This window comes from Stenotrophomonas sp. S41 (assembly GCF_016624625.1).
Classification (GTDB): Bacteria; Pseudomonadota; Gammaproteobacteria; order Xanthomonadales; family Xanthomonadaceae; genus Stenotrophomonas.
The window spans coordinates 1-24,041 of record NZ_JACVTV010000063.1; the positions used below are offsets into that span (position 1 = coordinate 1).

21 protein-coding genes are annotated in these 24,041 nt (G+C 69.1%); 8 read left to right on the forward strand and 13 right to left on the reverse strand.

Annotated elements, in window-relative coordinates:
- Positions 1–182: 182 nt before the first annotated feature.
- Entirely contained in the window at positions 183–785 is a 603-nt protein-coding gene (locus IAE56_RS13560; RefSeq protein WP_200752879.1) for a glutathione S-transferase N-terminal domain-containing protein, read from the reverse strand.
- 44 nt (positions 786–829) lie between these two features.
- Between IAE56_RS13560 and rmuC the strand changes: the two genes are divergently transcribed.
- The 3 genes from rmuC to IAE56_RS13575 all read left to right on the forward strand — a co-directional run bounded on the left by rmuC (position 830) and on the right by IAE56_RS13575 (position 3,464).
- A complete protein-coding gene (gene rmuC, locus IAE56_RS13565; RefSeq protein WP_108770543.1) occupies positions 830–2,380 on the forward strand; it encodes a DNA recombination protein RmuC in 1,551 nt (516 codons plus the stop codon).
- A gap of 72 nt (positions 2,381–2,452) precedes the next feature.
- Positions 2,453–2,851 carry a hypothetical protein gene (locus IAE56_RS13570; RefSeq protein ID WP_108770542.1) on the forward strand — a complete coding sequence of 133 codons (399 nt, stop codon included), beginning with the start codon at positions 2,453–2,455 and terminating at the stop codon, positions 2,849–2,851.
- A gap of 67 nt (positions 2,852–2,918) precedes the next feature.
- Positions 2,919–3,464, forward strand: a complete 546-nt coding sequence (locus IAE56_RS13575) for a glutathione peroxidase (protein WP_164074947.1) — start codon at positions 2,919–2,921, stop codon at positions 3,462–3,464.
- 63 nt (positions 3,465–3,527) lie between these two features.
- On the opposite strand, the gene IAE56_RS13580 is transcribed toward IAE56_RS13575, so the two are convergent.
- Genes IAE56_RS13580 through IAE56_RS13605 form a run of 6 tightly spaced genes read right to left on the reverse strand, consistent with a single transcriptional unit; the run spans position 3,528 to position 7,602 of the window.
- Positions 3,528–4,523 (reverse strand): VacJ family lipoprotein, encoded by a 996-nt coding sequence (locus tag IAE56_RS13580; RefSeq protein WP_200752880.1) that lies wholly within the window; start codon positions 4,521–4,523, stop codon positions 3,528–3,530.
- Position 4,524: 1 nt separating this feature from the next.
- Complete coding sequence (locus IAE56_RS13585; RefSeq protein WP_200752881.1) at positions 4,525–4,836, reverse strand: STAS domain-containing protein; 312 nt, start codon at positions 4,834–4,836, stop codon at positions 4,525–4,527.
- A complete protein-coding gene (locus IAE56_RS13590) occupies positions 4,826–5,488 on the reverse strand; it encodes an ABC transporter substrate-binding protein (protein WP_200752882.1) in 663 nt (220 codons plus the stop codon). The genes IAE56_RS13585 and IAE56_RS13590 overlap by 11 nt, the downstream gene beginning before the upstream one ends.
- The gene (gene mlaD, locus IAE56_RS13595) at positions 5,485–6,006 is read right to left on the reverse strand and encodes an outer membrane lipid asymmetry maintenance protein MlaD (RefSeq protein ID WP_079224410.1); all 522 of its coding nucleotides are present in this window, start codon (positions 6,004–6,006) and stop codon (positions 5,485–5,487) included. The genes IAE56_RS13590 and mlaD overlap by 4 nt, the downstream gene beginning before the upstream one ends.
- 58 nt (positions 6,007–6,064) lie before the next feature.
- On the reverse strand, positions 6,065–6,814 hold the full coding sequence (locus IAE56_RS13600) for an MlaE family lipid ABC transporter permease subunit (protein ID WP_079224408.1): 750 nt from the start codon (positions 6,812–6,814) through the stop codon (positions 6,065–6,067).
- Positions 6,814–7,602 (reverse strand): ATP-binding cassette domain-containing protein, encoded by a 789-nt coding sequence (locus IAE56_RS13605; RefSeq protein WP_079225437.1) that lies wholly within the window; start codon positions 7,600–7,602, stop codon positions 6,814–6,816. Before IAE56_RS13605 ends, IAE56_RS13600 begins: the two co-directional genes overlap by 1 nt.
- Positions 7,603–7,814: 212 nt before the next feature.
- Here IAE56_RS13605 and recC point away from each other — a divergent pair, with 212 nt between their 5' ends.
- The 5 genes from recC (at position 7,815) to IAE56_RS13630 (ending at position 17,920) form a co-directional block, all read left to right on the forward strand.
- Complete coding sequence (gene recC, locus IAE56_RS13610) at positions 7,815–11,156, forward strand: exodeoxyribonuclease V subunit gamma (protein ID WP_200752883.1); 3,342 nt, start codon at positions 7,815–7,817, stop codon at positions 11,154–11,156.
- Positions 11,153–14,791 carry an exodeoxyribonuclease V subunit beta gene (gene recB / locus IAE56_RS13615; RefSeq protein ID WP_200752884.1) on the forward strand — a complete coding sequence of 1,213 codons (3,639 nt, stop codon included), beginning with the start codon at positions 11,153–11,155 and terminating at the stop codon, positions 14,789–14,791. Before recC ends, recB begins: the two co-directional genes overlap by 4 nt.
- Positions 14,788–16,653 carry an exodeoxyribonuclease V subunit alpha gene (gene recD, locus IAE56_RS13620; protein WP_200752885.1) on the forward strand — a complete coding sequence of 622 codons (1,866 nt, stop codon included), beginning with the start codon at positions 14,788–14,790 and terminating at the stop codon, positions 16,651–16,653. The genes recB and recD overlap by 4 nt, the downstream gene beginning before the upstream one ends.
- 89 nt (positions 16,654–16,742) lie before the next feature.
- Positions 16,743–17,270 (forward strand): hypothetical protein, encoded by a 528-nt coding sequence (locus IAE56_RS13625; RefSeq protein ID WP_200752886.1) that lies wholly within the window; start codon positions 16,743–16,745, stop codon positions 17,268–17,270.
- Positions 17,271–17,383: 113 nt separating this feature from the next.
- Positions 17,384–17,920 carry a hypothetical protein gene (locus tag IAE56_RS13630; RefSeq protein ID WP_200752887.1) on the forward strand — a complete coding sequence of 179 codons (537 nt, stop codon included), beginning with the start codon at positions 17,384–17,386 and terminating at the stop codon, positions 17,918–17,920.
- Between the two features lie 360 nt (positions 17,921–18,280).
- Here the strand turns inward: IAE56_RS13630 and IAE56_RS13635 are convergent, their stop codons facing one another.
- The 6 genes from IAE56_RS13635 to IAE56_RS13660 form a co-directional block, all read right to left on the reverse strand.
- The gene (locus tag IAE56_RS13635) at positions 18,281–18,679 is read right to left on the reverse strand and encodes a hypothetical protein (protein WP_200752888.1); all 399 of its coding nucleotides are present in this window, start codon (positions 18,677–18,679) and stop codon (positions 18,281–18,283) included.
- A gap of 92 nt (positions 18,680–18,771) precedes the next feature.
- On the reverse strand, positions 18,772–20,811 hold the full coding sequence (locus IAE56_RS13640) for an FUSC family protein (protein WP_200752889.1): 2,040 nt from the start codon (positions 20,809–20,811) through the stop codon (positions 18,772–18,774).
- Between the two features lie 3 nt (positions 20,812–20,814).
- On the reverse strand, positions 20,815–22,284 hold the full coding sequence (locus IAE56_RS13645; protein WP_200752890.1) for an efflux transporter outer membrane subunit: 1,470 nt from the start codon (positions 22,282–22,284) through the stop codon (positions 20,815–20,817).
- A complete protein-coding gene (locus tag IAE56_RS13650; RefSeq protein WP_108770530.1) occupies positions 22,281–23,198 on the reverse strand; it encodes an efflux RND transporter periplasmic adaptor subunit in 918 nt (305 codons plus the stop codon). The genes IAE56_RS13645 and IAE56_RS13650 overlap by 4 nt, the downstream gene beginning before the upstream one ends.
- Entirely contained in the window at positions 23,195–23,404 is a 210-nt protein-coding gene (locus tag IAE56_RS13655; protein WP_010487502.1) for a DUF1656 domain-containing protein, read from the reverse strand. The genes IAE56_RS13650 and IAE56_RS13655 overlap by 4 nt, the downstream gene beginning before the upstream one ends.
- Positions 23,405–23,512: 108 nt before the next feature.
- A complete protein-coding gene (locus IAE56_RS13660) occupies positions 23,513–23,968 on the reverse strand; it encodes a MarR family transcriptional regulator (RefSeq protein ID WP_108770529.1) in 456 nt (151 codons plus the stop codon).
- Between the last annotated feature and the right edge of the window lie 73 nt (positions 23,969–24,041).

A 24,041-nucleotide genomic window follows, 5' to 3' on the forward strand; every position in this document is an offset into this window, starting at 1 on the left:
GGGTCCGGTTGAGGGGGTGTGAGCGGCATGGATGCCGCGACCAAGCCCCCAAGGATGGGTTTACGGCGTCCCCCTCAACCGGACCCACCCCGCCATCCCACGGATACCCAGCTTTTGCAGTTGCCGTTGCCGTTGCATTGAGCAGGTGCAGGGCTGCAAGCCCTGCAAAAAGACCCCACCCCTCAGGCAACCCCGTTGTCGACGTGCGCCGCAAACCCCGGCTGCCGCCGCAACCGCTCGAACCACGCGTCGACATTCGCCAGCACCGGCTTGCCGCCCGGCGTGCTGCGCCAGCGCTGCGTCGACAGCCCCAGCACGATGTCAGCCAGAGTGAAGTCATCGCCGGCCACGTACGCGTGGCGCGCCAGCTGCGCATCCAGCATCGCCATCAGCCGGTTCCACTGCGCAAGGCTCGCCTCCGCCCGCGCATCGTCCGGGTAATCCGCATGCTCGCGCACGCGCGCCATGAACACGTGGCGCCATGCCGTGTTCAGATCGGTCGCCTGCCAGTCCATCCACTGCTCCACCCGCGCCCGCGCTTGCGGCTCGACCGGCAGCAGGTCATCGCGCCCGGCGCGCGTGGCCAGGTAGCGGCAGATGCTGTTGGATTCCCACAGCACGAAGGCGCCCTCGCGCAGCACCGGCACCTGTGCGTTCGGGTTCAACCCGCGCAGCAGGCCCGCATCGGGGGCGGCATGGTGCTGCACCGCCAGGTCCAGCCCGGCGCACAGCCACAGCACCTTGCGCACGTTGATCGAGGTCGGCTTTCCGTACAGTTCGAGCATGGCCAGACGCAGCGTTTGAGACGGGGCCAGCCTACACTGGTGGCATGCAAACCGAATTCCTGCTCATCGGCGGCCTCCTGCTGGCCGTCCTCGTCCTGCAGCTGATCGCCCTGCTGCGCCGCCCGCCCCATGACCGCCTCGAACAGGCGGTGCGCGAGGAGGCGCGGGCCGGCCGCAGCGAACTGCGCGAACAGCTGGATGGCTTCGCCCGGGCGCTGACCGACCTCTCCACCCGCACCGACCAGCGCCTGGACCTGCTGCGCGAAGCGCTTGGCGAAGATGCACGCAAGGCGCGTGCTGAAGCGGCCGAGAGCCAGCAGCGCAGCGGTGCGCTGATGGGCCAGCGCCTGCAGGAACTGCGCGCGCAGCTGGAAGTGTTCGGCCAGCAGCAGGAGGCGCGCATCCATGCCTTCGGCCAGCAGCTGCAGGAACTGACCACGCGTACCGACACCCAGCTGGGCGCGCTGCGCCAGACCCTGGTGGACGATGCCCGCAAGGGCCGCGAGGAAGGGGCGCAGTCGCAGCAGCGCCTGACCGAAAGCCTGGGCTTGCGCCTGCAGGAACTGACCCAGCGCAACGAACAGCGCATTGCCGAGATGCGCACGACCCTGGAAGAACAGCTGCGCGCGCTGCAGAGCGACAACGCGCAGAAGCTGGAACAGATGCGCGTGACCGTGGACGAGAAGCTGCAGACCACGCTGGAAACGCGCCTGGGCCAGTCGTTCAAGCTGGTCTCCGAGCGCCTGGAACAGGTGCAGCGCGGGCTGGGCGAGATGCAGCAGCTGGCCACCGGCGTGGGCGACCTCAAGCGCGTGCTGACCAACGTCAAGACGCGCGGCAGCTGGGGTGAAGTGCAGCTGGAGAACATCCTCGAGCAGACCCTGATCCAGGAGCAGTACGCGCGCGCGGTGAAGGTGCGCCCGGACAGCAACGAGATGGTCGACATCGCGGTACGCCTGCCCGGCCGCGGCGATGACGCGCCGGTGTGGCTGCCGATCGATTCCAAGTTCCCGCGCGAGGACTACGAGCGCCTGTTGGACGCGCAGGACCAGGGTGACGCCGAGCTGGTGCGCATCCAGGGCGTGCAGCTGGAGCGCGCGGTGAAGGTGCAGGCCAAGTCGATCAGCGAGAAGTACATCGTGCCGCCGCACACCACCGATTTCGCGGTGATGTTCCTGCCCACCGAAGGCCTGTACGCCGAGATCATCCGCCGGCCCGGCCTGGTCGACCTGCTGCAGCGCGACCACCGCGTGGTGGTCGCGGGCCCGACCACCATCACCGCGCTGCTCAACAGCCTGCAGATGGGCTTCCGCACGCTGGCCATCGAGAAGCGGTCCAGCGAAGTGTGGAGCCTGCTGGGTGCGGTGAAGAGCGAGTTCGGCAAGTTCGCTGGCATCCTCGAGAAGGCCGAGAAGCAGATCACCACGGTCGGCCGCAGCATCGGCGCGGCCAGCCGCAAGACGCGCACCATCGAACGTCGCCTGCGTGGCGTGGAGACCCTTGCCAACGAACAGGTGCAGCAGCTGCTGGGCGACCTCGGGGAAGCCGAGGAAGAGGGCGGTGAGGACGAGGCCAGCGAGGGCGAAGAGACCTGAGTGCGCTGACACACTACCTGCACCACGCAATGCGTATGCTGGCGGCCTCGATCACCGCCTGCAGGTCCGACCATGCGCCTTCGCTTCCTTGCCAGCCTGGCCCTGGCCGCCCTGTTGGCGGCCTGCAGCAGCACGCCGCCGGCCGCCGATACGACCGCACAACCGGCCGCCCCTGACACACCGGAAGCCACCGAGGCCTACCAGGAAGCGCGCGACGTGGATTGCCGCGCCGCCGGCGGCACTCTGCAGCCGCTGGGCCGCCTGCAGCGCGTGCAGTGCGTGATTCCCTATGCCGATGCCGGCAAGGCCTGCAGCAGCAAGCGCGACTGCAGCGGCCAGTGCCTGGCCACGGGTGAACCCGAGGCGGGCGTGGTGGCAACGGGCACCTGCCAGCGTGATGTCAGCCAGAACTTCGGCTGCCGCCAGCGCATCGAAGACGGCAAGGCACAGGGCACGATCTGCGTCGACTGAACGCACCTGGCGCATACGCACAGCGCTATGCTGGTGGACCTTTCCACGGCATAGCCGGAGCCCCCGCGTGAGCACCCCGATCCAGGACATTTCCCTCACCACCATCGACGGCCAGCCGTCCACCCTGGGCGATTACCAGGGCAAGGTCCTGCTGGTGGTGAACGTCGCCTCCAAGTGCGGCCTGACCCCGCAGTACGAAGGCCTGCAGGCGCTGTACGCGGAAAAGCAGGCACAGGGCCTGGAAGTGCTGGGTTTCCCGGCCAACAACTTCCTCGGCCAGGAGCCGGGCAGCGAGGCGGAAATCCAGCAGTTCTGCCAGCTGACCTACGACGTGACCTTCCCGATGTTCGCCAAGATCAGCGTGGCCGGTGAAGACACCCACCCGCTGTACCAGCAGCTGACCGCTGCCCAGCCGCAGGCGATCGGCGAAGGCCCGCTGCGCGAGCGCCTGGCCAGCAAGGAGATCCCGATCCACGCTGCACCGGCAGTGCTGTGGAACTTCGAGAAGTTCCTCGTCGGCCGCGATGGCAAGGTGGTCGCACGCTTCGCCCCGGACGTGGCCGCCGATGACGCGCGCCTGCGCGAGGCGATCGACGCCGCACTGGCCGCCTGATACCAGGCCACGCACAAAAAAACCCCGCCAAGGCGGGGTTTTTTAATGCGCGGACCAACGCGATCAGTTGGTCCAGTTCGGCATCGGCATGGCATCCACCGGGATCGGCGAATTCTCATCGTCGCTGCCACGCTCGCGCTTGCCGCGCAGGTCGTTCTCGATCTGGTAGTTGCGACGCTGCAGCCAGGCATCGCGCACCAGCGCGTACTCATCCACCGCCGAGCTGCGCAGGTCGTCGACCGCCATCAGCTGCGCGCGGGTATCGACCAGCTGCAGGCCCTGCAGCGCGATGCGGATCTTGTCTTCCTCGATCGTGCGCATCGGCGACAGCGGCATGTCACCGGCCAGGCCGAACACATCGCGCACGGTACGCGGGCCGAAGAACGGCAGTTCCACGTAACGCGAACGGCGCCAGCCCCAGGCACCCAGGGTCTGCCCGAAGTCCTCGCGGCGGTTGGGCACCATCGCCTTGCTGGCCGGATCGAACAGGCCACCGATGCCCAGCGTCGAGTTCATCAGGAAGCGGCCGAAGGTATCCCACGCATCATCCGGGCGGCCCTGCAGCAGCTGGTTGAGGATGGTGACCGGCGAACGGATGTTGCTGAAGAAGTTGCTCACGCCGGTACGCGCGAAGCGCGGCACGACATGGGTATAGGCGGTGGCCAGCGGACGCGCGATCACGTTGTCCACGCCCACGTTGAAGCGGTGCACGCGGCGGTTCAGCGGCTCCCACGGGTCGTAGGCGGCGGTGGTGGCAGCGGTGCCGGCATTGCCGTACAGCGCGTCGAAATCGTCATCGCCACCGGGCGCAGCGGCGGCCGCGGCCGTGGCGGCATCGGTTGCGGCATCCGTGGCCGGCGGCGGCGTGGCCGTCGCGTCGTCCATGGCGGCCGCCGGTGCCGCGTCAACCGTGCCGGCATCGGCAGCAGGTGCGTCGGCCGGTGCGCTGGCCGGAACCACGGTGTCAGCCACCGGCGCATCGCTGCGCGCGGGCTTGCCGGCACAGGCGCTGAGCGCCAGGGCCAGGATCATCAGGGGAAACGCGCGTACGACGTTCATGTCAGCTCGCAGCAGAAGGTGCATTGAAATCCAGATCGGGCGACAGCCGGTAGGCTGCGCTCAGTTCGTTGAAACCGGCCGGGGTGCCGGAAATCGACAGCGGGTGGCCTTGGGTGCGGGCACGCGCGGCCAGTTCGGCCAGCAGTGCCAGGCCGGCGCTGTCCACGCGCTCGACCTCGCCCAGTTCCAGCCGTGCCAGCTTCGCCGGCAACGCCTGCAGCTGCGGCCACAGGGCGATCACGGCGGCACGGTCGAGCACCCCACGCAGGCGCAGGGTGCCGCCTTCCAGCAGCGCCAGCGGCTTACTTGCCATTGCCGGTCGGCGCGGCCTGCATGCTGCCGCTGCGCAGTTCGCTGGCCACCTGCTTGATGCCCTTCTGGCGCAGCGGGGCATCGAACTGGTTGCGGAAGGTCTGCACGTAGGAGATGCCTTCGATGTTGACGTCGAAGATCTTCCACTGGCCGTTGACGTTGCGCATCCAGTACTCGACCGGGGTCGGCTCGTTGCCGGCACGCACCAGTTCGGTGGCCACGCGCACGCCGCGGTTGCCCGGCAGCGGGCTCTCGCCCTTCAGGCGGAAGCTCGGCTTGCCCTGGATGTTCAGCAGGGTCGAGCCGTAGCGCTGCATCAGGCTGTCGGCCATCGCATCGGCAAACAGCTTGATGTCGGCGTCGGAGGCGCCGCGGGCGTGCGTGCCCAGCACCAGGCGCGCGGCATAGTCGCGGTCGAAGGTGCGGGTCAGTTCGCTGTCGATGTAGCTGCGCAGGCTGGCCGGGTTGCTGGTGAACTCAGCGCGGCGCTGCTGCAGGGTCGACATGATGCGGCTGCTGGCGTCGATCACCACCTTGCCGGCCTGGCCCTGCGGGGCGGTCAGGGCGGGGGCGGTGGACTGCGCCTGGGCCAGGAACGGGGAAGCCAGCAGCAGCGACGAGGCCAGCAGGGCCGGGATCAGTTTCATCTTCATGGTTGCGGTTCCGTTGCAGGCGACTGCTCGCCATCGTTGGGTTTCTGGCCAGCGCCACCGGCGCTGCCACTGAACATGTACTTGCCGACCAGCTGCAGCAGGTCCACCGCCGGCTGGGTGAAGACGATCTCCTCACCGGGCTTCAGCACCTCCGGATCACCACCGGGCTGCAGACCGATATAGCTCTCGCCGAGCAAACCGCTGGTGAAGATGCCGGCGGAGGTATCGGCCGGCAGGTCCTTGACCTTGCTGTCCATGCGCAGGGTCACGATCGATTCGAACTTCACCGGGTCCAGTTCGATCGAAGCGACCTGGCCGACGGTGACGCCGCCGATCTTCACCGGCGCCTGCTTGCGCAGCTGGCCGACCTGGGAGAAGCGCGCCTTCAGCTCATAGCCCTGGCCGCCCCAGCTCCAGCGCTGGTTGGTCGAGGCCACGGCCAGCACCATCAGCGATGCCAGGGCCAGCAGCAGGAATGCGCCGACGGAGAATTCGAGTCTGGGACCGCGTATGGCCATGTGGATTACCTGATCGAGTCGTGGTGGCCGCGCGCCCTGCGCACCGCCGGAGGAGGGGTTAGGTGAACAACATTGCCGACAGCACGAAGTTGAACATCAGCACCAGCAGCGAGGCGTTGACCACCGCACGGGTGGTGGCCACCGAGGTGCCTTCGATGGTCGGCTCGGCGTGGAAACCGACGTAGGACGCGACCAGCGCGGCGGTGCCGCCGAAGATCGCCGACTTCAGCATCGCCACGCCGAAGTCATCCCAGAAGTCCACGCTGTTGCGCAGCGCCGACCAGAACACGCCATTGTCCAGGCCCAGCACGTGCACCGCTTCGAAGTAGCTGGCACTGATGGCCAGCGAACAGAAGATGCCGGTGAGCAGCGGCACGGTCAGCACCGCCGCCCAGAAGCGCGGGGCCACGGCCTTGGCCACCGGGTCGATGGCCATCAGCTCCAGCGCCTTGATCTGGTCGGTGGCACGCATCAGGCCCAGTTCGGCGGCGATCGAGCTGCCGGCGCGGCCGATGAACAGCAGCGCGGTCAGCACCGGCGCCAGCTCGCGGTACAGCGACAGGCCGAGCAGGGTCGACAGCGCGTCGGCCGCACCGAAGGTGGTCAGCGTGCGGTAGCCCTGCAGGGTCAGCACCAGGCCGACGAAGGCACCGCCAACGGCGATGATCGGCAGCGAGCGCGCGCCGATCTTGTAGATCTCGCGGGTCAGCTCGGCGAGGAAATCACGCGTGGGCAGCGAACCGCGCAGCACGGTCAGCGAGAACAGGCCGGCGCGGCCCAGCGAACGGGTGGCTTGCACGAACGGCATCAGGCAACCCTCGCGCGCGGCGCGGCATCGAACGGAATGGGGCCATCGGGCTGGCCGTGCAGGAACTGCCGCAGCAGCGGGTCCTGGCTGGACTGCAGCGCTTCGGGCGTGCCTTGGAACACGATGCCGCCATTGGCAATGGCGATCACCTGGTCGCAGATCGGCAGGGTCTCGTGCACGTGGTGGCTGACGATGATGCTGGTCAGGCCCAGGCTGTGGTTGAGGCGCTGGATCAGGCTCATGATGACCCCCGAGGCGATCGGGTCCAGCCCGGTCAGCGGCTCGTCGTAGATCATCAGCGGCGGGTCCAGGGCCAGCGCGCGGGCCAGTGCCACGCGGCGCGCCATGCCGCCGGACAGCTCGCGCGGCCAGGCATCGGCGGCGGCCAGCAGGCCCACCGCGTGCAGCTTCATCTGCACCAGCCGGCGCAGCACCGCCGCCGGCAGGCGGGTATGGGTGCGCAGGGGCAGGGCGACGTTCTCGGCCACGGTGAGGTCGGTCAGCAGGCCATTGCCCTGCAGCAGCACGCCCACGCTCTTGCGCATTTCCAGCAGCGCGCCGCTGTCATGCGGGATCGGCTTGCCGAACAGGGTGACCTCGCCGGCGACCGGGCGCAGTTCGCCGGTCAGCGCGGCCAGCAGGGTCGACTTGCCGCTGCCGGACGGGCCCAGCACGGCAGTGATGCTGCCCTGCGGAACCTGCAGGGAAACGTCACGCAGGATCGTGCGTCCGCTCCGGTCGATGCGGACGTTGGACAACTGCACCAGACTGGAGGCGGAAGCCGACATGGGCACCATTAACGTTTTTTAGACATCGAAGGGTGGGGTCAGCCGGCTGAACATAAGCAGACTGGACGGTCCAGTATTGTGGCACGTCGCGGCCACCGGCAGGCCGGGACAATTTCCGGCGGCGCCGGAACAATCCATCGCAGCGCTCGCTGCGCGCCCCAGTGACGTGCGTCACCATTGAATACTGCCGGGCGTCCTGCACACTGTGCACGATGACCGACCCGTTCAGCGACTTCCGCCTCTATCACTCCAACTCGTTGGACGTGCTGGCCGCCCTGCTGGCCCGAAACGTGCGCACTCCGGTGCCGGGGCAGCCGCTGCTGGCGCCGGAGGTGGTGCTGATCCCGCAGGTGGCGATGCGTCGCTGGCTGCAGGCGACACTGGCGGCCGAGTACGGGGTCGCCGCCAACCTCGAGTTCCTCACCCCGGGTGAGTTCGTCGCGCGGGCGCTCAACGCCAATGTCGATGGCGAAACCGACGACCTGGACGCCGCCGGCCTGCACTGGAAGCTGTACCAGGCGCTGCGCGACCCCGTGCTGCTGGCGCAGCCACCGATGCGTGCGCTGCAGGCCTATCTTGCCGGGGGGGACGCCCTGAAGCCGTGGGCGCTGGCCGGTGAACTGGCCTCGGTGTTCGAGAAGTACCAGGCCTGGCGCCGCGACTGGCTGCTGCGCTGGGATGCCGGCGCCGACCCGGCCGACCCGCAGGCGATCCTGTGGCGGGCCATTTCCGCAGGACGCGGCTACCGCGCGCGCCGCATCCAGGACTACCTCGACCGTTTCGAAGGCCCGGACAAGCCAAAACCACAGGGCCTGCCGCCGCGCCTGTCGGCGTTCGCCACGCTGAACATCTCGCCCGACGTGCTGCGGGTGATGGCCACCCAGGCCCGGGTCGGCGAGCTGCACTTCTATATGCCGACCCCGGTGCAGTCGTACTGGGGTGACCTGCAGACCCTGGCCGAGCGCCTGCGCAGCGGCGCACCCGATCCCTTTGGCGAAGCCGCCGGCGAGAACCGCCTGCTGGAAGCCTGGGGCGCGGCCGGCCGCGACTTCATGGCCGTGCTGGGCAGTTACGAAGTGGTGCACCCGGCCGGTGAGATCGCCGCGTACTCGGATCCCGAAGACGACACCCGCCCGACCCTGGCCGAGGGCGGGCTGGCCGACAGCCTGCTGCACCGCCTGCAGCGCGACCTGTTCCACCGCCGAGCGCTGCCCTCGGGCGAGCTGCGCGAGGAACCGCGCAGCGATGACCCCAGCCTGCAGGTGCACGCCTGCCACACCCGCCTGCGCGAACTGCAGGTGCTGCACGACCAGCTGCGCAGCCTGCTGCAGGACCCGCGCTTCGACCCGCCGCTGCAGGCCCGCGAGATCGCGGTGCTGGCACCGGACATCGATCCCTACGTGCCGTACCTGGAAGCCGTGTTCGGCGGCCGTGGCGGCGACGAGGAACACATTCCCTATGCGCTGGCCGACAGCAGCCCGCTGGCGGGCGAGCCGCTGGCCGATGTGTTCGTGCACCTGCTGTCGCTGCCGGTATCGCGGTTCGGCCTGAACGAGATCCTCGACCTGCTGGCCAGCGCACCGCTGGCCGAGGCGGCCGGGCTGGAGGCGGTGGACTTCGACCGCCTGCATGGCTGGCTGCAGCAGGCCGGCGCCCGCTGGGGCATCGACGCCAACCATCGCGGCCAGCTGCAGGCACCGCGCGACGACGCCTACACCTGGCAGTTCGCGCTGGACCGCCTGCTGCTGGGCCACGCCACCGGCAGCGATGTCGACCTGGCCGGCGTGGCACCGTGGATCGAGCTGGAAGGCGGCGCGCTGGACGCGCTGGACCGGCTGCTGCGCCTGCTGCGCGTACTGGCGCTGTACCAGCGTCGCCTCGGCGAGACCCTGACCCCGGCGCAGTGGCGGCAGCGCCTGCTGTCCCTGCTGGATGCGCTGCTTCCGGAAGCACCCAGTTCGCCCAACAGCCAGCGCGCGCTGGAGCGCCTGCGCAAGCTGCTCAACCAGTTCGCCGACGACGCCCGCAAGGCCGGCTTCGAGGACGGCGTACCGCCGGAAGTGGTGCGTGCGCATTTCGCCGGCGCGCTGTCCGAGGCCGATACCCGTGCGCCGCTGCTGACCGGCGGCATCAGCTTCGGCCGCATGGTGCCGATGCGCCTGCTGCCGTTCCGGGTGATCTGCGTGCTGGGCCTGAATGATGGTGACTTCCCGCGCCGCGATCCGGCCGCCGGCCTGAACCAGCTGACCGCCGAGCTGGACACGCCGCGCCGCCGCCCGGGCGACCGCTCCACCCGCGAGGATGATCGCTTCCTGTTCCTGCAGCTGTTCGCCGCCGCGCAGGACGTGTTCTACCTGAGCTACCTCGGCGCCGACCCGCGCGATGGCAGCGTGCGCGAGCCCTCGGTGCTGGTCAGCGAGCTGATCGACGCCGCCGCCGAGTACCACCAGGCGCCGGAGGCCGCCAAGCGTGCGTTCACCGTGCGCCACGCGCTGCAGCCGTTCTCGCCCGCCGCCTTTGGCGAGGGCGATCCGCGGCGTTTCAGCTACCGGCGCCAGTGGCACCCGGCTGCCGGGCGCATGGCCGGCCAGCGCGGCGGGCTGCAGCCGTGGTTCGACGCCGCGCTGCCGCCCCCGCTGGATGACGCGGTGGAAGACGAGGTCGCGCTGGACACGCTGCGCCGCTTCCTGTGCGACCCGGCCGGGCAGTTCCTGGCCCAGGCGCTGGGCCTGCGCCTGGCCGACGACGTCGAGGAGGTGGACGACCTGGAGCCACTGGTGATGTCCTCGCGCGGGCCGGAAAAGCGCAGCGTGCAGGCCGCGGTGGTACGCGCCACCATCAGCGGCGATGTCGAGCCGCTGTATCCGCGCCTGCGTGCGCGTGGCCTGCTGCCGTCGGGTGCGCTGGGCGAGCGCCAGTTCGAAGCCGAACAGCTCAAGACCCGTCCCTACGCCAGCGCGATGCTGGGCTGGATGCAGGGTCAGCCGCTGGAAAGCCGCCGCTACGAAGTCGAGATCGACGGCGTGCGCCTGCACGGCCGCGTCGCCGACCGCCATCCCGAAGGCCTGGTGCGCCTGCGCGCCGGCACCTTGAACGGCAACGCGGTGATCCGCCAGGGCCTGGACTGGCTGCTGGCCAATGCGGCCGGCGATGCGCTGCCGCTGGTGCAGTTCCACGATGGGGGTGATGCCGGCCCCGGCCCGCACATCCAGCCTGCACCGGGCGCGGCGGCCGCACGCAGTGCCCTGCGCGCGCTGCTGCAGCTGCGCCAGCGTGGCCTGCGCGAGCCGCTGCGCTTCGCACCCTATACCGGCTGGGTGCTGTTCACCGCGCCGGTGGAAAAACAACGCAGCGAAGGCTGGAAGCAGTGGCACGGCAGCGACCGCAGCTGGGGCGAAGCCAACAGCGATGCCTGGCAGCTGCTGCTGCGCGGGGCCGATCCCTTCGCCGATGACGACAGTTACGCCGACCTGCTGCGCAACAGCCAGGTGGTATTCGGCGCGGTGCGCGACGGGCGTGGCCCGGGTGGCACCGGCAAGGAGGCCGACGCATGAGCACCCCCGTGGATCCCTACCTGCTGCTGCCGCTGCAGGGCATCGGCCTGATCGAAGCCAGCGCCGGTACCGGCAAGACCTTCACCCTGGCCACGCTGTTCACCCGCCTGGTGGTGGAACAGGGCCTGCGCATCGGCCAGATCCTGGCGGTGACCTTCACCGATGCCGCCACCCAGGAGCTGCGCAAGCGCATCCGCGAGCGCCTGGCCCTGGCCGCGCGCCTGGTCGACCTGCCGCCCGCCGACGACGAGGCGCCCGATGCGCTGCTGACCCGGCAGGTGCTGCAGCGCCACCTCGACGAAGGTGGCGAAAGCGCTGCCGCGCTGAAGCGCCGCCTGCAGGTGGCCGCCGACGAGATCGACCTGGCCTCGATCTTCACCATCCATGGTTTCTGCACCCGCGTGCTCCGCGAGCATGCGCTGGAAAGCGGGCACACCTTCGATCCGCCGGAACTGCTGGCCAGCGACCGCGAGCTGCTGGAGGAACTGGCCGCCGACCTGTGGCGCGTGCACGCCAACGACCCGGCCACGCTGGAGCCGCTGCTCTGGCTGTGGTCGAACCCCGATGCGCTGGCCTCGGACCTGCGCGCGCTGCTGGCCTCGCCGCCGCTGTACCCGCGCCCGCAGCCGCTGGCGGTGGAAGATCCGCGCCTTGCCCTGCAGGCCGCCGCGGCGGACCTGTCGCTGGCCGTGCGCGAGCACGGCGAGCAGTTCTTCCTCGATCTGTGCGAGGCGGTCGACAACAAGTGGATCAACGGCGTTTCCTACAAGCTGGGCTGGCTCCACCCGCTGGGCCGGCAGCTGCTGGCCTGGGCCGCGCGCGACGATGCCGGCGAGCTGATGAGCAGCGACCGCCTGCCGGCGCTGCTGGCCGATGCGCTGGTGGCCAAGACCAACAAGAAGTTCGTCGACCGCACGCCGTCCTCGCCGCTGCAGGCTCCCCTGCAGCGCTACGTGGCGCTGCTGGCCCAGCGCGAACAATGGCTGCGCGCTGCGTCGCTGAATTTCCTGCACAGCCTGCGCGAAGAAGCCACGCAGCGGCTGGCCATGCTCAAGCGCACGCGCCGGGTGCAGACCTACGACGACCTGATCGACGGCGTGGCGCAGGCGCTGGAGGGTTCGCAGCGGCTGGAGCTGGTGCGCAAGCTGCGCCTGCAGTACCGCATCGCCTTGGTCGATGAGTTCCAGGACACCGACGATCGTCAGTGGGGCATCTTCCACACCGTGTTCGGCGATTCGCCGGAGGTGCAGGAACTGGGCCTGCCGCCGGCGCTGTTCCTGATCGGCGACCCGAAGCAGGCGATCTACGGCTTCCGCGGCGGCGACATCCACACCTACCTGAAGGCGAAGCAGGCCGCGCGGCCGGCCCCGCCGCTGGACCAGAACTTCCGTTCGCGACCCTCGGTGCTGCGCGCGCTGCAGGCGCTGTACGACAACGGTGGCGATGATGCGTTTCTCGAGGCCGGCATCGGTTTCGAGCCGGTCCGCCCCGGTGGCGTGCGTACGGATGAAGACTATCTGCGCGATGGTGCCGCGGCCCCGGCACTGACCCTGCGCGTGCTGCGCAGCGAAGGCGACAAGGCGATGAGTGCCGACACCTCGCGTGCCGCCGCCACCCAGGCCTGCGTCGCCGCCATCCACCAGACGCTGCTGGATGCGCGTGCCGGTACCGCCATCCTGCGCGGCCGCCCGGTGCAGCCCGGTGACATCGCCGTGCTGGTGCGCTCGCACCGCGAGGCGACGCTGGTGCAGCGCGCGCTGGCGGCAGTGGGCATTCCGGCGGTGGCGGCGGGCAAGCAGAGCCTGTTCTCCACCAGCGAAGCACGCGACCTGCGCGCGCTGCTGCTGGCCCTGCTGCAACCGGCTGACGAAGGCCGCCTGCGTGCGGCGCTGGCGACGGTGCTGCTCGGCCAGCGGGCCAGTGCGATCGCCAACATGGAACGCGAGGGCGACCTGCAGCGCGCGTTCCAGGCGCAGCTGCTGCACTGGCGCGAGCGCTGGCAGCGCGGTGGCCCGTTCGCTGTGGTGGCCGATGTCTGCGCCGCACAGGGCGAACGCCTGCTGGCGCTGATCGATGGCGAGCGCCGGTTGACCAACTACCTGCAGCTGGGCGAACTGCTGCAGGAAGCCTCCGCGCAGGCGCTGGGCATGCATGGGCTGCTGGACTGGCTGCAGGGGCAGATGGCCAATGCCGACCAGAATGACGAGCAGCAGCTGCTGCGCCTGGAATCGGACGCGCGCCGCGTGCAGATCATCACCCTGCACAAGAGCAAGGGCCTGGAATACCCGCTGGTCTACCTGCCGTTCGTCGGCATCTTCGGTGGCGCCTCCAACAACGCCGGGCACTGCACCGTGCACGTGGACGGTGAGCGCCAGCTGCACTGGAAGCTGGACGACGACGAGGCCTGGAAGGCGGCCAGCGGCCAGCGCGACCGCGAGCAGTGCGCCGAAGATGCGCGCCTGCTGTACGTGGGCCTGACCCGCGCCGAGCATGCGCTGTGGATCGCCATCGGCGATCTCGCCGGGCTCGGCAAGACCCGCCTGGCGCCGCTGCTGGGCGACCTGCAGGCGCTGCACGCGCACCCCGATGTGCACATCGACGACAGCGATCCGGTGCTGCGGCTGCCGCAGCTGCCGGTCGAACAGGACGGCGAACTGCCGGCCGTGCGCAGCCTGACCCGGCGCGTACCGCACGACTGGTGGGTGTACAGCTTCACCCAGCTGGCGCATGCCGATGCCGGCGACGACGTCGAAGCAGCAGCCACCGAACTGCCGGCACCGGCCGCCGACGAACCGGCGGGTGCGGAACTGCCGCTGGAACCGGCCCTGCCCGAACCCGCAGCTGCCGACGCCGCACCGTTGGACCCGCGCTTCATGGGCAGCCGTTTCGGCAACGTCCTGCACGAAGCGCTGGAGAACGTCGATTTCGCCGCCTGGGGCGGCTGGACAGCCGACCAGCCCGCGCCCGAAGGGCAGGTCGACCTGCTGCGCAAGGCGCTGCACGACGAAGGCTATGCCGACGAGGATCTGGACGATGGCGTGGCGGTGCTGGTGCCGCTGGTCGGCCACACGCTGACCGTCGCACTGCCCGAAGGCGGAGCCCTGCACAGCCTGGGCGAGGGCGAGCGCCGCGCTGAAATCGAATTCCACTTCGCCATCGAATCCACCGCCGTGCCGGCACTGCTGCAGCTGCTGCATGCCCACGGCATTTCCAGCGCGCGCCGCGGCTTCGGCCTGCGCCGCCGGCTGGAAGGGCTGATGACCGGCAAGATCGACCTCACCTACGTGCGCGATGGGCGCTGGTACGTGCTCGACTACAAATCCAACCGGCTGCCGGGCTACAGCCCGGACCTGCTGCAGATCTCCATGCGCCACAGCGAATACGACCTGCAGGCGCTGATCTACACCGTGGCCCTGCACCGTTGGCTGCGCTTCCGCCTGGGCCGCAGTTACGACTACGCGCGCGACATGGGCGGCATCCGCTACCTGTTCTGCCGTGGCCTGGATGGCAACGGCAATGGCGTGCACGTGGACCACTTCGCGCCAGAGCTGGTGGATGGACTGGATGCGCTGTTCGCCGGCGGCGACGCCGCCCATGCCGACCTGGTCGCGCGTGCCCTTGGAGCCAGCGCATGAGTGCCACCCTGCTGCAGCAGCTGTACCGCGGTGGCCACCTGCGCACCCTCGACCACGCGTTGGCCACCAGCCTGCGGCGGCTGCGCGAGGACACGCCCGATGGCGTGGCGGTTGCCGCCGCGCTGGCATCGCTGGCGGTGTCACAGGGGCACGCCGCCTTCGATCCGTCACAGCCGCAGCGCCTGCTGGAAGGCTTCCTGGCCTGGCCCGCGCCGGCGCAGTGGCTGGCCCAGCTGCAGGCATCGCCGTGGGTAGCGCAGCCGGAGGATCCCGAGGCGGCCGCCGATGAGGCGCCGCTGGTGCTGGAGAACGGCCTGCTGTACCTGCGCCGTTACCGCGAATACGAGCGGCAGCTGGCTGCCGGCCTGCAGCGCATCGGTCGGCACCCGTTGCCGGCGCCGGATCTGGACGCGCTGGCGCCGTTGTTCGCGCGGCTGTTCCCCGCTGCCGCCACCCAGGAAGACCACCAGGCGCGTGCCGCCGGCGTGACCCTGCGCCACCCGTTGGCGCTGGTCACGGGCGGCCCCGGTACCGGCAAGACCACCACCATCGCGCGCCTGTTGCTGCTGCTGGCCGCGCAGGCCCTGCATGCCGGCGAGCCGGTGCCGCAGGTCGCGCTGGCCGCCCCGACCGGGCGTGCCGCCGAGCGCATGGCCGAAAGCCTGCGCTTGGCCGTGCAGCGCCTGCAGGAGGAAGGCCTGGACCCTGCGCTGTGCGCGGCGCTGCCGAGCACCGGCACCACCCTGCATCGCCTGCTCGGGGTCATTCCCGATTCGCCGCGCTTCCGCCACCACGCCGACAACCCGTTGCCGGTGGACGTGGTGGTGGTGGACGAAGCCTCGATGATCGACCTGCCGCTGATGGCCAAGCTGGTCGATGCCATCGCCAGCGGCACGCGGCTGATCCTGCTGGGTGACCCGGATCAGCTGCCCTCGGTGGAAGCAGGCGATGTGCTCAGCGCCATCCTGCGTGCCAGCGGCGATGGCGGCGGCACCCGAGCCGATGACGCGCAGGCCCTGCACGGACTGCTGGCCGCGCCGACCCTGCAGCCACAGGCCGCGCCACGCGCCTTCGCCGGCCGTCGCGTGCAGCTGCAGCGCGGCTACCGGCAGAGCGATGCCCTGCAGCTGGCACCGCTGGCGCAGGCGGTGCGCGAAGGTGACAGCGGCACCGCGCTGGCCCTGCTGCGTAGCGGCAGCTTGTCCGGGATCAGCTTCCACGAAAACGATGCCGACCCGCTGCGTGGCCAGCGCGAACACCTGCTCTCGCACTGGCGCGCGCTGGCCGAGGCCGAAGACCCCGGCCGCGCGTTGCAGCAGGCCGGTCGCCTGCGCGTGCTGACCGCCCTGCGCGAAGGCCCCCAGGGCGCACGCGGGCTCAACAGCCGCATCGAACAGCTGCTGGCCGGCAACATGCCCGGCTACTTCCAGGGCCGCCTGCTGCTGGTGACTGAAAACAGCTACCGCCATCGCCTGTTCAACGGTGACATCGGCATCTGCCTGCGCGACACCAGCGGCGCGATGGTGGCCTGGTTCCCCGGCGACACCGCCGAACAGCCGCGTGCCTTCCACCCTGCCGCACTGCCCGCGCACGAAAGCGCCTTCGCGATGACCGTGCACAAGGCACAGGGCTCGGAGTTCGATGAAGTGTGGCTGCAGCTGCCGCGGCAGGACAGCCGCGTGCTGTCGCGCGAACTGGTCTACACCGGCCTCACCCGCGCCCGCCAGCGCCTGCATGTGGCCGGCAGCGAAGAGGTGCTGGTGGCCGCGCTGAAGCGGCATGCCAGCCGTCTGGGTGGCCTGGCCTGGCGGCTGGGCGCCGAAGCGGGGTCGGATCCCGTTCCCGACGGGAACGGGCTCTGACCCCATCGCGCTGATGTCGCGTTTGCCCTTTGATGACGTCGTTGGCGCCGCCTATCCTGCGTCGTATCTCACGACACAGGAACCGGCACGTGGCCCTTATCGCCTTGGATGACCCGCGCTGGGCCGAGCTGGAGCACGCATACGGTGCAGCAGATGACATCCCGGAGCTGCTGGCCAATCTCAGTATCCCGAAAGGCGAGAGATCGGAAGACGATCCGATCGAGGACACCTGGCACGAGCTGTGGGGTAGTTTGTGTCATCAAGATGATGTCTACAGCGCCTCATTTGCCGCAGTTCCGCATATCGTCGATGCCCTTCTTCTAAGGCCTGAACTGCTATCGGTTCATTTCGTCGGGCTTCCAATCACCATTGAAATGGAGAGACGTGAAGCCGGCATCCTGCTCCCCGAGTACGTAGAGCCAGAGTACTCGGCAGCGCTGCAGAAGCTCGCTTGGTTTGCCGCCAGCATCGTTTCAGAGAAGCACGACAACAGCATGAGTTCCTGTCTATTGACGGTGCTTGCGTTGGAGCATGGAAATACTAGTGTGGCGCGGATGCTGAATCAGATTGATCACTTTGAGGCTGATGAGGCTGTCGAGCTATTCCGCAATCACTGAGGTAGCCAATTGGACTTGCTCGAAATCAACGCAAAGCCAGCGCCAATTGAACTCTGATAGCTGTGCCGGCGCTGTCTATCCGGTTGGCTGCTACACGAAAAAGGAAGCGGCACATGGCGCTTATCGCCCTTGACGACCCACGCTGGGCCGAACTGCAGCACGCCTACGGTGCGGCGGATGACATCCCGGAGCTGCTGGCCAACCTCCGCATTCCGAAGGGCGAAAGATCGGAAGACGATCCGATCGAGGACACCTGGCACGAGCTGTGGAGCAGCCTGTGCCATCAATGGGACGTCTACAGTGCTTCGTTTGCGGCGGTGCCGCATATCGTGAACGCACTTCTGCTTCAGCCAAAGCCACTCACGTTTGACTTCGTTGGATTGCCATTTAGCATCGAGATGGGGAGGCGGGAGGCAGGTATCACGCTTCCTGATATCGCTGAACCCGAGTACTCCGAGGCGCTTCACCGGCTTGCGAAGTTTGCTGGTAGCGTCGTAATGGAGAAGCATGATTTCAGCAACAGCACGTGCTTGTTGACGGCGCTGGAACTGGAGCACGGAAATGCCGCAGCAGCGTGGGCGCTGGCCTTCGTGGTATCCGGTGAAAGGGACGAAATGGAAGAAGCGATGGAGCTTTTCCGGAATCGGTGAAAACCTCCAGTCACGTCTGAAATCGCTAGCCAATAGCAGTCGAGCATGGCTCGACTCTACAACTGCGTACTTCGATCATTCGGACGTTCATCCACGCATGGCGTGGATCTACCGTACCGACCAATGGTCGACACCTACCAGAGCAGAGCGCCGTTCCAACAGACCGCGGGAAACTGTCGAAGGCGGGGCGGGTCCGGTTGAGGGGGTGTGAGCGGCATGGATGCCGCGACCAAGCCCCCATGGACGGGTTCACGGCGTCCCCCTCAACCGGACCCGCCCCGCCATCCCACGGAATGCAGGCCTTTGACCTTGCCGTTGCCGTTGATTCTGCAGGTGCAGGGCGCAGCCCTGCCGCCTTCCTCACTCCGCGATCAACACCAGCCCATCCGGGAACACGATCGCCGCTTCATCCGCACTCAGATCGAAGAACCCCACGCCGTGCTTCTCGGCCAGGTCCTGCACGCGCCCATGCGCGCGCTCTGCCACCGAATAGGCGAACGCGCCGTAGATCACCGCGCGGCCGATGCTGTAGTCGGTCACCTCGGCACGGTCGTCATCGTCGTTGCTCAGCGGCCCGTTCATCGGCGGGAAGTCCCGCGCCATCTCCGCGAACCACGCCTGCAGCGCCGGGCTGCTCACCGCCGGATCGTCGTACTCGTGATTCTCGCCCCACTGCGCCTGCTTCTCGAACCAGGCGATGAAGGCCGCTGCTTCGCGGGGTGCAGCGCTGGGCTCGAACACCATCATGTCGTAACTCATTGAACCGTCCTGTGCATGGCGGGGTCAGAGCCTTCGCTGTTGGCGAAGGATCCGACCCCGGCGCGGGGTCTGTGGCTGCACAGGGTATCGCGCTACGGCTGTTCGGCCGCACTCATCGACAAGCCCGGCGCCAGCGCCTTCGCCTCGGGGAACAGCGCGAAGCGCAGGCCGATCAGGCCCATCAGCGCTTCATCGCGGGCCTTGCAGGCGGCCACGCCACCGACACGGCCCAGCGATGTGTCCAGGCGCTCGCGCAGCGCTTCGGCCGCGGCAATCGGCCGGCGTGCGGCGATCTGCCGCCGATAGTGCGCGGCGATCTCTTCCAGGATGTGCTCGACCGCCTCGCGGCTGCGCTCGGGCAGCTCCAGGCGGGCACGGCGCAGCTGCAGGATGTTCAGGCCGATGCGCGCCTCGTTGAGCATGTCCACCGAGGCGATGTCGCTGCCTTCCGGCGTCGCCGCCAGGCGCGGGGCGAGCAGGCCCAGCAGGTCCAGCATGCGTGCGGCGAAGCGCTGGCGGTCCTGCTGGCCGCGCCCTTCGGCGGCCTCGGCCAGCGTGGTCCAGCCCTGCCGCACCAGGCGGCGCGCCGTCCACTCGGCACCCACCGAACGGAACAGGCGGGTCATCACCACCGCGAAGCCAATGCCGATGAACATCGCGATGGACGAGTTGAGGAAGCTCTGGATGTTGGCGCTGTAGGTGTTCTGCAGGCTCAGCAGCGCGGCCAGGTTCACCGTCAGCGGCAGCGCGAACAGGGCGCTCTTGGGGTGGTGCAGCAGCAGGCCCAGCGGCAGGAACGCCACCGCCAGCACCAGCGCCAGCAGGCCGAAGTCGTGCACGGCCGGGAACACGCCGAACAGGTACACGCCGGCCACCAGCGAAGCGACGATGGCCCAGACCAGGAACGAGACCATGCTCGGCGCCGGGTCGTCCTGCGCCGCGAAGAACGCGGCCGTCACCGCCGCCATCATCGCGCCGTTGCCGCCGCCTTCCCAACCCAGGCCGATCCACAGCACGCAGTAGCTCATCAGCGCCACGCCGGCGCTGAGCGCGGAGAACAGCGCCATGCCGTAGTCGACGTGCTTGTCGGTGGCCACGCGCTCGGTACGGATGCGGTAGTGGGCGCGGTCCAGCGGCGCGGTGCCGTGGTCGATCGCGTGCTGCAGGGTGCGGCAGTCCTGCCACAGGTCCACCAGCTCCTCCAGGCGCAGCAGCAGGCTGGCCAGCTGCAGGTGCTGCAGGTCGCTGTCCACCTGAGGCTTCAGTGCGCTGATGCGCGCACGCAGGCGGGCATAGTCGCTGGCACTGGCGGGCGTATCGATCCAGTCGTGGATGTCATCGACCAGCGCCGGCAGGCCCTCGGGCAGCGTCTGCGCCTCGCTGCGCAGCGCGCTCAGGCGGTCGGCAATCGACGACAGCACCGGCAGCAACAGCAGCATGCGCTCGCGCAGGCGTTCCATCGAAACCGCAGAGCCCGCATGGCGCGGATCATCGCGGCGCAGGAACTCGATGAGCGCCTCGAACTGCACCAGGTCGGCGGCCAGCCGGTTGCGCGGGGCATGGGCGCGGCCACGCTCGAGGATCTGCCGGCACCACTGCGCGGCATCCTCCATCCAGTTGCCGATGCGGGTGCGCAGCATCGGCTGCACCGAGGCCGGGAACAGCAGCGACGCGGCCAGCACCGCCACCACCGTGCCGAGGATGATCTCCTCGCTGCGCGCCACCACCGTGTCGAAGATGGTTTCCGGCGAGGTCACCGCCGGGAAGCCGATGAAGGCGGTGGTGTAGCCGGCCAGCAGGAACGCGTAGCCGCGCGGGCCACGGTTGAGCAGGGCCAGGAACAGGCAGCCTGCCAGCCAGATCGACATCGCCGCGCTCAGCACCATCGGCGTTTCCACCAGCGCCGGCAGCACCAGCAGGGTGGCCAGGCCGGCCACCAGGGTGCCGACGATGCGGTACACGCCCTTGGCGCGGGTCGGACCCAGCAGCGGCTGGCTGACGATGTACACCGTGCCCATCGCCCAGTACGGGCGCGACAGGTTGCCGGCCATGGCGATGTACAGCGCGGCCACCGCGGCCAGGTAGGTCTTGATCGAGAACAGCCACGCCTGGCGGTCGGTCAGCGCGTTCATGGCTTACTTCGCCGTGGCCTGCGCGGTGGCCGGGGCCGCCGGCGCGACCGTGGTCTGCCAGCCGCCACCCAGCACCAGGAACAGATGGATCTGGTCGCGCGAGACCTGCGCCTCGGCCGCGGCCAGGGTGGCATCACTGGTCACCAGGCTGCGGTCGGCATCCAGGCTGGACAGGTACGGGGTGCGCCCGGCCTGGTACAGCCGGCGGTTCTGCTCGGCGGCCAGCGCGGCCTGCTGCTGGGCTTCGCGCAGCGACTGCAGGCGGCGCAGGTCCTGCGCGTAGCGGTCCAGCGCGGTCTGCGTCTCGCGCAGGGCCTGCAGCACGGCATGGTCGAACTCGGCCAGCGCGGCATCGGCACCGGCCTCGGCGGCGTGGATGCGGGCATGCGTGCCCGAGGACGGCAGCGTCCACGAGATCAGCGGGCCGATCGACCACTGCTGGGTCATCGGCTGGCCGAAGTCCTCCAGCAGGCCGGCGGCACCCAGCGAGGCACCCAGACGGATGTCCGGGTACAGCTCGGCGGTGGCCACGCCGATACGTGCGGTGGCCGAGGCCAGCCTGCGTTCGGCCTGGCGGATGTCGGGGCGACGCTGCAGCAGGGCGCGGCCATCACCCACCGGCAGCGGCTGGGCCAGGCGCGGCGCGTCGGCGCAGTCGATCACGCCGGCCGGCAGCTGGCCGGGGGTCTTCCCCAGCAGCGCGGCCAGCGAATAGGCGGCGGCCGAACGCTGCGCGCGCAGCGGCGGCAGTGCGGCTTCCAGCAGGGCGACCTGGGCGTTGGCGCGGGCCAGCTCCGGCGGCGTGCCACGGCCGGCATTGATCAGGCGCTGGGTGACGGAGCGGCTGCGCTGCTGCAGCTGCAGCGAATGCTCGGCCACGTGCAGTTCGTGGTTGGCGTGGCAGATTTCCAGGTAGCTGTCGGCCACTTCGGCCACCACGCTCACCTGCGCCAGGTCGCGTGCGGCGGCCACCGACTGCTCGTCGGCGCGGGCCGCTTCGGCACCACGCTTGAGCTTGCCGAACATATCGAACTGGTAGCTGACCGCGAACTTGCCGTCGGCCAGGTTGATCACCGGCAGCTCGTGTTCCTGCAGGAAGGCTTCGGCCGACAGCTGCGCACGGCTGACACCGGCTTCGGCTTCGTACTCGAAGCCACCGGCATCCATCGCCTGTTCGTACACGGCGGCGGCGCGGCGCAGGTGCGCATCGGCGGCCTTCAGTTCTACGTTGTCACGCAGCGCCTGGGTGATCAGGCCATCCAGCACCGGATCGTTGTACAGCGACCACCAGCGGTCGGGCAGCGCCTGGTTGGCGGCAACATCCGGGTTCTGGGTGTCGATGAAGGCGGCATTGGCCTCCGGACGCTTGAAGGCCGAGCCTTCCGGCAGGGCGTAATCCGGGCCGACGGTCTTGCAGGCCGCCAGGCTGGCCAGCGCAACGATCAGGCCGAGACGGGGCAGGGTGGTGTTCACAGGCCCGCCTGTGTCGGCGTGGTGCCGGCCTTGTCTGCGTGCTTCCTGCTGTTGGTTTCGACCGTCACCGTGGCGGTACGGCCGGCGATCAGTTCCACGCCCTGGGGCACGTCGTCGATGGCGATGCGCACCGGGATGCGCTGCGCCAGCCGCACCCAGTCGAAGGCCGGGGTCACGTTCGGCAGCAGGGTGCTGCCGTTGCTGCGGTAGCGGTCCTCGATGCCGGCGGCGATGCTTTCGACGTGGCCGCGCAGCGCGGTCGACTCGCCCATCAGGCGGATGTCCACGGCCTGCCCGGGTGCCACGCCGCGCAGGCGGGTTTCCTCGAAGTAGCCATCGATGCGGAACGAGCCGGTATCCAGCAGCGCCAGCACCGGCTTGCCGGCCACCACGTAGTCGCCCACGCGCATGGTGCGGTCGTTGACCCGGCCGTCGGCCGGCGCGTGCACTTCAGTGCGGGCCAGGTTCAGATCAGCCAGGTCGACCGCGGCCTGGGCGGTGGCCAGCGACGCCTGCGCGGCCTGCAGCTTGGCCCGGCGCACTTCGGCGTCCTCGGCGGCCACCAGGTCCTGCAGGCTGCGGTCGCGGCCGATCTCGCGGCGCAGCTGCGTCACCGAGGCCTGGCGCTCGGCCAGGCTGGCCTTGGCCTGCTCCAGCGCGATGCGGTAACGCGCACGGTCGATCACGAACAGCACGTCGCCCTTCTTCACCGCCTGGTTGTCGGCCACGTTCACCGATTCCACCAGGCCGGACACATCAGGGGCCACCTGCACCACGTCGGCGCCGACATGGGCGTCGCGGGTCCACGGCTCATCCATGTAATAGACCCACAGCTGGCGCAGGACCAGCAGGGCCACGATCACCGCCGCGCTGGTCAGCAGTATGGGAAGGGTCTTCTTCACGATCTTGTTCACGATTGCATCCAACGCAGGAGGTGGAACAGCAGGCCCAGCACGATCCCGTACAGCGCCAGGTTGAACAGCGCCGGATGCCAGACATGGCGGTAGGCACCGGCACGCTGCAGCAGCGCGTGCAGGCCGCTGTTGACCAGGTAGGCCAACAACATCAACCCGAGCAGGGTCGGGACGAACACTCCGTGGAGACTGAATTCACCGGGCATCGGTAGGGGGGCGAGATGGGGGAGGGGAGGGCAACACACAGGACAACGGCAACGGGCAAAAGCCGCTGGCGCCTGCACGGCAGCGGCGGTGTTTCAAGGACAACGCGCTTACGTGATGCGGTCGGCCGCCTCGGCCAGCAGGCGCCATGCCTTCAGCACGGCCTGCAGTTCATCCATGGAAAGTTCGCCGAACACGTCCTGGCGCAGGCCGATGAGCTGTTCTTCCAGCTCGCGCACCAGCGCCTGTCCCTCGTCGGTCAGCCACAGCAGGTTGGCGCGGCGGTCGCTGGCGTCGCTTTCGCGGCGGACCAGGTCGCTGGCGCACAGCTTGTCCAGCAGGCGTACGAGGGACGGGCCTTCCATGCCCAGCTGCTGGGCCAGCGCCACCTGGCGGATACCGCCGCCGGAGCGGCCGATCATCAACAGGGGCATGGTGCAGGCGGTGGAGATGCCGTAGCTGCCGAGCCGGCTGTCGGCCAGGCGCTGCCACTGCCGTCCTGCATAGAGCAGGCCGGAGCTGAGCTGCATCTGCAGCCGGGTACGGTCGTCGAGGGGTCGGTCCATAAGAGATAGATAGGATACTACTAATTTCATTACTATCAATATTTTTTGCTGAATGGGTGATTGGGGGTGGGTG